The organism is Mycobacterium sp. KBS0706 (assembly GCF_005938675.2).
GTDB lineage: Bacteria > Pseudomonadota > Alphaproteobacteria > DSM-16000 > Inquilinaceae > Inquilinus.
On sequence record NZ_VCCH02000100.1, the window covers coordinates 21247 to 27246 of the forward strand.

Here is a 6000-nt window from a genome sequence, read left to right on the forward strand (position 1 = left end):
AACATCGTGCTGATAGAAATGTCGGACGAGTTTGAATCGTTCGCGGGCGATAGACCCAGTCAGGGAGGACCATATGCTGCTTAACCGTTTCGCCGCGGTCGCCGCGGCTGTCATTCTCTCCACCACGGCCCTGACCGCACCCGCGGTCGCGGCGCCGAAGACGGTGGACGGGCCGGGCTATCTGCCCGAATGCTTCGCGCCCTGGGCCAAGGACACCAAGTTCTTCAAATGGGACGCCCATCAGGGGCCGTTCCGCATCGCGCTGGTCAACGGCTTCGTCGGCAACATCTGGCGCATCCAGATGATCCAGACCGCCAAGGCCTATGCCGCCCTGCCGGACGTCGCCAAGGACCTCAAGGAGTTCAAGGTCGTCTCCACCGGCACCGACGCCGCGGCGCAGCTGGGCGCGATCGAGGACTTCATCAACCAGGGCTTCGACGCCATCGTCACCATCGCGGTCAGCCCGACCGGCTTCGACCGGGTGATCAAGCTGGCCAACCGCAAGAACGTCGTTCTGGTCCCGTTCGACAACGTCCTCGACACCAAGGAGGTGATGGAGATCAACGAGGATCAGTGGGAAATGGGGGTGATGTCGGCCAAGTTCCTGATGGAGCACATCCCCAATGGCGGCAAGATCCTCGAGGTGCGCGGCCTGCCCGGCAACTCGGTCGACCGCGACCGGCATGAGGGCTTCCAGAAGACGATGAAGGAGGCCGGCAAGCCCTTCGACATCGTCGAGGTGGTCGGCAACTGGGCGCCGGGCGATTCGCAGAAGGCCACGGCCGACGCGCTGGCCGTGCACGGGCATTTCGACGGCATCTTCACCCAGGGCGGGTCGAACGGCACGGTGCAGGCGCTGATCGACGCCAAGCACCCCTTCGTGCCGATGGCCGGCGAGGGTGAGAACCTGTTCCGCCAGCAGATCATGCAGTACCAGGACCAGGGGCTGAAGGGCCTGTCCTACGGCCAGTCCCCCGCCCTGGTCGCGATCGCGATGAAGGCCGCGATCGCCGCGCTGAAGGGCGAGACGATGCCGCAGATGGTGTCGATCCCGATCCCGGTCGCGGACTACAAGACGCTGAAGGACGGCGAGAACTACTGGTCGAACCTGACGGTCGACTTCTTCGCGCCGAACGCGTTCGAACCCTGCGGCATCACCTTCACGGCGCCGCAGATCATGGCCCAGAGCGCCGAGAACAAGTAAGCGGTGGTGGCGTCGGGAACGACCGTCGCCGCGGACACGCCGCCGCTGGTGCGCCTGACCGGGGTCAGCAAGCACTACGGCGGCGTGCACGCGCTGCGCGAGGTGGAGTTCGCGGCCCGGGCCGGGTCGATCCACGGAGTCCTCGGTGAGAACGGGGCCGGCAAGAGCACGCTGATCAAGATCATCGCCGGGGTGGTGCAGCCCAGCGCCGGCGAGATGCTGATCGACGACCGCCCGGCCAGCTTCGCCTCGCCCCAGGCGGCGAATGCGGCGGGCGTCGTCTGCGTGTTCCAGGAGCTGTCGCTGTTGCCGGACCTGTCGGTCGCCGACAACATCTGCATCACCCGGCCGCCCCGGCGCCTCGGCCTGATCGACCGCGCGGCCCAGCGGCGGCGGGCGGAGGAGCTGCTGGCGCGGATCGGCTGCTCCGACATCGACCCGCGACTGCCGGTCAAGGCCCTGCCCCTGTCGCGCCGGCAGATGGTCGAGATCGCCAAGGCGCTGGGGCGCGACCCGCGCCTCCTGATCCTCGACGAGGCCACCTCGGCCCTGACCGCGGCGGATGTGGAGAAGGTCTATGCCCTGCTGCACCGGCTGCGCCGCGAGGGCATGGGGATCCTCTACATCTCCCACCGCATGCCGGAGATCAAGGCGCTGTGCGACACCTGCTCGGTGTTCCGCAACGGCCGGCACATCGACACCTTCCCCTCCGGCGCGCGCAGCGACGACGAGGTGGTGCGGATGCTGATCGGCCGCGAGATCCACAACGTCTATCCGCCGAAACCGGTCCGGACCGAGCCGCCAAAGCCGGTGCTGGAGACCCGCGGGCTGCGCTGGGGGCAGCGGCTGGCCGACATCTCCCTGACCGTCGGCCGCGGCGAGATCGTCGGCCTCGGCGGGCTGGACGGCCAGGGCCAGCGCGAGTTGTTGCTGGCCCTGTTCGGCGTGCTGCGCGGGGTCGAGGGCAGCATGCTGGTCGACGGCCGGCCGGTGCGGATCGGCAGCCCGAGCAAGGCCAAGAGCGCCGGCATCCGCATGGCCCTGATCCCCGAGGACCGCAAGACCGAGGGGCTGCTGCTGCCGATGACGGTCGGCGAGAACATCACCCTGGCGGCACTGGGCGGCATGACCCGCGGCGGCGTCATCGACCGCAAGCGCGAGGCCGACAGCATCGCCCGCATGGTCGAGGCGCTGCGGATCAAGATCGGCTCCGCCGACGCCGCGGTCGGCACCTTGTCCGGCGGCAACCAGCAGAAGGTGGCTATCGCCAAATGGCTGCTGACCGAGGCCCGCATCGTGCTGCTGAACGACCCCACGCGGGGCATCGATGTCGGCACCAAGCAGGAGATCTACCAGCTGCTGCACGACCTCGCCGCCGCCGGCACCTCGATCCTGTTCTACTCCACCGATTATGACGAGCTGATCGGCTGCTGCGACCGGGTGCTGATCCTGTATGGCGGGCGGGTGATCCGGACGCTGGAGGGCGAGGCGATCACCGAGACCAACATCGTCGCCAGCGCCCTGAACCTCGAGACCAACGGCCAGACGGCGGAGGCGGTGCCGGCATGACCACCCTCCTCCGCGTGTCACGCCAGGGCGGCCTGCTGCTGGCCATCGCCCTGTTCGTGCTGTTCTACGGCCTCTACTCCTACCAGCATCCGCGCGGCGGCAGCGCCGACCTGATCGTTCAGAACGCCAACGAGACCTTCACCCTGGCGCTGGTGGCGATGGCCCAGACGGTGCCGGTGCTGCTGGGCGGGCTCGACCTGTCCGTCGGCCCGCTGATGACGATGGTGAACTGCCTGGCCTCGCATCTCCTGACCGGCAGCGGCTGGGACCTGGCCTTCGGCATCGTCCTGTGCCTCTGCGCCGGGCTGCTGGCCGGCTTCATCAACGGCGCGCTGGTCGTCTATGGCCGGATCCAGCCGATCATCGCCACCCTGGCGACCGGGGCGGTGCTGATCGGCATCGCCCTGTTCCTGCGCCCGACCCCGGGCGGCGCCGTCGACAGCGACCTGTCCTGGGCCGCCACCAACACGCTGTTCGACGTGGCAGACACCTATGGCTGGTGGGGCGGCGACCTGCCGGGCTGGTTCCAGGCGATCCAATCGATCCCCGTACCGATCATCCTGATCGTGCTGGTGGTGCTGCTGGTCTGGCTGCCGTTCAAGAACTCGGTGACCGGGCGCGGCTGCTACGCCATCGGCTCGTCCGAGCAGGCGGCCTTCATGTCCGGCGTCGCCATCGACCGGTCGAAGCTGGCGGCTTTCACCCTGGCCGGGCTGTTCGCCGCGATCGCCGGGATCTATCTGGCGCTGCAGACCGGCAGCGGCAACGCCGACATGCCGATGGCCGGCGGCTACACCCTCAACTCGATCGCCGCGGTGGTAATCGGCGGCACCTCATTGTTCGGCGGATCGGGCGGGGCCGTCGCCTCGATCATCGGCGTCATGGTGTTGCGCGCCATCTCCTTCTGCTTCCGCGTGGTGCCGGAGGACAGCATCGTCGGCTTCCTGGCCAACCCGCTGCTGCAGCCGCTGTTCGAGGGCATCATCCTGCTGGCCGCGGTCTCGCTCGGCGCCGCCCGAGTGTTCACGGTCAAGAACCGCCTGCAGCTGTTCGGGTAGCGGAGGACCGATGCAAGCCTATCTCCGCTCCATCGACCGGCCGATCCTGGTGGCCTGCGGCTTCGTCATCCTGATCCTGGTGGCGGGGACCGCCTACACCGCGATCACCCAGGGCACGGCGACCTTCCTGTCGCCGACCTATCTGCTGCAGCAGCTCAAGGTCGCCTCCTTCCTCGGGGTCGTCGCCGCCGGGATGATGCTGGTGATCCTGATGGGGCATATCGACCTGTCGGTGCCCTGGACCGTCGCCGCCTCGGCCATGCTGGCGACCGCGGTCGGCGGGCCCGAGGCGATCCCGGTCGGCCTCGCCATCGGCGCGCTGGTCGGGCTGTTCAACGGGCTCGGGGTTGCCTTCCTGCGTGTGCCGTCGATGATCTTCACCCTCGGCGTCAACACCGTGCTGCGCGGGCTGATGGTGATGCTGACCGGCGGCTTCTCGCCCACCACCATGGCCACCCCGCCGATGCAGTTCCTGGCCAAGGCCGAGTTGCTGGGCATCCCGATGGCGGTGTTCGTCTGGGCCCTGCTGTCGGTCGGCATCGTCTTCCTGCTGACCCGCACGCCGATGGGCCGCTACATCTACGCCATCGGCAACAAGGAGGCCGCGGCCTACCTGTCCGGCGTCAACACCCGGCTGGTCATCCTCGGCGCCTTCACCCTGTGCGGGCTGTGCTCGGCGCTGGCCGGCATCCTCCTGTCCGGCTATTCCAGCAAGGCCTACCAGGCGATGGGCGACCCCTACCTGCTGCCGGCGATCGCGGCGGTGGTGATCGGCGGCACCAACATCCTGGGCGGCCAGGGCCGCTATGCCGGCACCGTGGTCGGCACCGTCCTGATCGTGCTGCTGCAGAGCGTGCTGTCGGTGATGCAGATGCCGGAGGCCGGGCGGCAGATCATCTACGGCCTGGTCATCATCCTGATGCTGGTGCTGTACGGGCGCGGCGGCCGGTCGTCGGCCTGAGATTATTGTTTCGTAAGGTTGCGGCGACCCGGCTCCGGCGCAACAAATCCTTCATGCGCCGGTGAAATGATCCCCGCCCCTCACTCCCTGCAGAGGTCCGGGATCATGAAGACGTTCAATCGGTTGGTGGCGGCGACCGTTCTCGCCGGCGCCGGGTTCATCGGGGCGGGACAGGCCCAGGCCGGTCCCGTCCGCCACGTCCTGCTGATCAGCATCGACGGCCTGCACGCCGTCGACCTGGAGAACCTGATCGCCGCCCGTCCCGACACGCCGCTCGCCAGCCTGGCCGTCAAGGGCACCCGCTACGTCAACGCCACGACCCCGATCCCGTCCGACTCCTTCCCGGGCCTGATGGCGCAGGTGACCGGCGGCACGCCGCGGTCGACCGGGGTCTATTACGACGATTCCTACGACCGGGCGCTGGCGGCGCCGGGATCGGATTGCTCGGCGGTCGGGACCGAGACGGAGTTCGCGGAGAACATCGACTACGACGACTCGGCCCTCGACGGCGGTGCCGGACAGCATGGCGGCGCGGCGATCGACCCGGCGAAGCTGCCGCGCGACCCGAAGCAGGGCTGCCAGCCCGTCTACCCGCACAGCTTCCTGCGGGTGAACACGGTGTTCGAGGTGATCCGCGATCATGGCGGCCACACCGCCTGGGCCGACAAGCACCCGGCCTACGACCTGGTCAACGGCCCGTCGGGCAAGGGCGTCGAGGACCTGTACACGCCGGAGATCCAGTCGGTGAAGAACACGGTTCCGGACACCGAGGCGAATGACGACCTGAAGGTCGCGGCCGTGATCAACGAGATCGGCGGCAAGAGCAGCGACGGCGCGCGGGTCGCAGATGTGCCGGCGATCCTGGGCCTGAACTTCCAGGCGGTCAGCGTCGGCCAGAAGCTGGCCGGGGTCGGCTATCTCGACGCCCAGGCGACGCCGAGCCCGGGGTTGGAGGACGCCCTGCTGCACACCAGCCAGTCGATCGGCCGGATCGTCCAGGCCCTGGCCGACCGGAAGCTGCTCGACTCGACCCTCATCATCGTCAGCGCCAAGCACGGCCAGTCGCCCATCCAGCCCGGCCGGACGGTGGGCATCGACGACGACGCCTATGGCAAGATCCTCGGCGACAACCTGGCCTTCGAGATCGCCGATGACGCGACCTACATCTGGCTGAAGGACCAGAGCCGGACGGCGGAAGCGGTCGCGGC

5 protein-coding genes are annotated in these 6000 nt (G+C 68.5%); all 5 read left to right on the plus strand.

All coding sequences use genetic code 11. The features are described 5' to 3' along the window. The first annotated feature begins 73 nt into the window (after positions 1–73). Positions 74–1204, plus strand: coding sequence for a sugar ABC transporter substrate-binding protein (locus FFK22_RS34385; protein ID WP_138892149.1), 1131 nt, complete (start codon positions 74–76; stop codon positions 1202–1204). A 6-nt stretch (positions 1205–1210) separates the two neighbouring features. After that, positions 1211–2773, plus strand: coding sequence for a sugar ABC transporter ATP-binding protein (locus FFK22_RS34390; protein WP_138892148.1), 1563 nt, complete (start codon positions 1211–1213; stop codon positions 2771–2773). Then, positions 2770–3831: an ABC transporter permease gene (locus FFK22_RS34395; protein WP_138892147.1), complete on the plus strand. Its 1062-nt coding sequence runs from the start codon at positions 2770–2772 to the stop codon at positions 3829–3831. Before FFK22_RS34390 ends, FFK22_RS34395 begins: the two co-directional genes overlap by 4 nt. A 10-nt stretch (positions 3832–3841) precedes the next feature. Continuing rightward, positions 3842–4792 carry an ABC transporter permease gene (locus tag FFK22_RS34400; protein ID WP_138892146.1) on the plus strand — a complete coding sequence of 317 codons (951 nt, stop codon included), beginning with the start codon at positions 3842–3844 and terminating at the stop codon, positions 4790–4792. A gap of 105 nt (positions 4793–4897) precedes the next feature. Beyond that, positions 4898–6000, plus strand: a 1103-nt coding sequence (locus tag FFK22_RS34405) for an alkaline phosphatase family protein (protein ID WP_186002815.1), incomplete at its 3' end; no start/stop codon positions are given.

Bases quoted from the DNA above. Each gene is read 5' to 3' on its own strand.
- FFK22_RS34385 (WP_138892149.1), top strand. From the start codon at position 74: ATGCTGCTTAACCGTTTCGCCGCGGTCGCCGCGGCTGTCATTCTCTCC.
- FFK22_RS34395 (WP_138892147.1), top strand. From the start codon at position 2,770: ATGACCACCCTCCTCCGCGTGTCACGCCAGGGCGGCCTGCTGCTGGCC.
- FFK22_RS34400 (WP_138892146.1), top strand. From the start codon at position 3,842: ATGCAAGCCTATCTCCGCTCCATCGACCGGCCGATCCTGGTGGCCTGC.